This is a genomic window from Sphingobium subterraneum (genome assembly GCF_014199435.1).
Taxonomy (GTDB): Bacteria; Pseudomonadota; Alphaproteobacteria; order Sphingomonadales; family Sphingomonadaceae; genus Sphingobium; species Sphingobium subterraneum.
Window position 1 is genome coordinate 1 of sequence record NZ_JACIJP010000028.1, and the last position, 1,873, is coordinate 1,873.

General features: G+C 58.1%; 2 protein-coding genes. Both read right to left on the reverse strand.

Translation table 11 applies throughout. The features are described 5' to 3' along the window. Window positions 1–67: 67 nt before the first annotated feature. Window positions 68–934, reverse strand: coding sequence for a recombinase family protein (locus FHS92_RS18015; RefSeq protein ID WP_006953933.1), 867 nt, complete (start codon window positions 932–934; stop codon window positions 68–70). A gap of 141 nt (window positions 935–1,075) precedes the next feature. After that, window positions 1,076–1,873: Tn3 family transposase (locus FHS92_RS18020; RefSeq protein ID WP_184081941.1), on the reverse strand; the 798-nt coding region annotated here is incomplete at its 5' end.

Consider the following 1,873-nt stretch of genomic DNA (forward strand, 5'->3'; position numbering starts at 1 on the left):
GGCCCAGTCGGCCCGAAGCTGCGATTTTGGCCAGGTTGAAGAACGAACACTGAACGCTTGATTGATTCTACCAGGACCGTTGCTGACCACCGACCTCGTAGATATCGGCTTCCATGGAGCAATTGTAGCTCTCTGCGATGTTGAACATCTCGGAGAGGAGGCTTTGGATTTCCTCATCAAGGGAAATGCCATCCGGATCGGGGTCATAGGCGACGGTCAGTTTGTAATCACAATTGCCGTTTTTTACCATGGCGTAGTCGCGTTCCAGCATCGCCTCAATCCGCTCCCGAGCGGGTTTTCTACCTCTTCCACGCTTGTTGAAGTTCTCGATAATCAGATGCAGGGCGATGCTGGCAGTGGGCGGCTTTTCCGGCAGTTTGGTCTGTGACGGAATAATGTCGAGCGCCCGATAGACGGTCATTCGTGAGACCTTCAGGTCGCGGGCAACGCGGGCCTTGCTGGCGCCGGCGGCAAGGCGACGGCGGATTTCATCGTCATCGACGTTCTTCTTCCGGCCTTTGTAAACGCCTTCGGCGCGCGCCGCTTCGATCCCGGCGCGCTGACGATCCTTGATGAACTTCAGCTCCATATCGGCGACCATGCCGAGTATGGTGATGACCATTCGCCCCATGTCGCCCGCCGTCGTCACCTCTGGCTCAAGGATGCGCAGCGAAGCTCCCTTTTCATCAAGCTCATGCACCAGGTTCAGGACATCGCGCGTGGAGCGGCCGAGCCGGTCGAGCCGCAGCACGACCAGCTCGTCGCCGGTGTGCATAAACTGCATGATCGTTTCCAGTTCCGTGCGCCCGCTCCGCGAGGCCCCCGATCCGGTCTCGGAACGGATAATTTCGCAACCTGCATTCTTGAGGCGGCCAATCTGGATATCCAGATCCTGGTCCGTGGTGCTGACGCGGGCATATCCGATACGAGCCAAGTGCAAAATCCGTCACATTAGGGTGGCTCTTGCAGTGTATCGTCACATTGAGCGCAAACCCACCCTTTTGTGACAGACGAATGGTGTCACTCGGCCCTATCACTCTGGGTGTACCCAAATGTTATAGGCCGATCAGCCGCCTCACGCTGCAAGCCGTCCAAAATCAATCCGGTCGTTCAGGTCGAGGTCGAAGCGGCCATAAGGGTTCACATGACTGTAGATCAACGGCGTGAGACCACGATAATCTTCCGGCGTCATCCGCCCCGCCCACTTCGGCTCAACCAGTACGGTCTGAAGCATGCGGGTGTTCACATACACCAGCGACGCTTGCAGGAGGTGTAGCGCCAGAACGGAGATTTCCTGCTCATGGATGCGGTTGGTGGCGATCTCGCCGCCCTTGCCGAAGAACACGAAACCATTAGCGCCGTTCCAGTTCTCAACCACATTCAGCCCTTCGTGGATCTCGCGGCGGAATGCCTCCTGACGCAAATACCGGCATAGGAAGATTGTTTTGACCGCGCGGCCGAGTTCACTCAGCGCCTTGTAGGTCGGGTGCATCACTTCGGCTCTGGCAAACCGGAGCAGGATCGCTTCCGGATCGGCGGTGCGCGATTGCATGGCAGCGGCATATTTGACCATTTCGTCATATTGTTGCTCGATCTCGTCCCAGTCGATCGGGCTGGAGAGGATCGGCAGTAAATTGGAAAGCCGCGTGCGCATGCCGGCTTGGGGAAGGGCCAGTTTCTGGCGTGCCACTGCTTTCAGCCGCGGGGCAAGCTCAAATCCAAGGAGTCGGCAGAACGCAAAGCCGACTGCGCTCTGGCCGTGGCTATCGACGTACTGGCGCTGGATTTCCATGTCGGTGCAATGGCGCAGCACGCCCTCGATCATGGAGGCGACCTCGGAGGAAGAGCAGCGCTTGAGCTGGGAATAGACGCA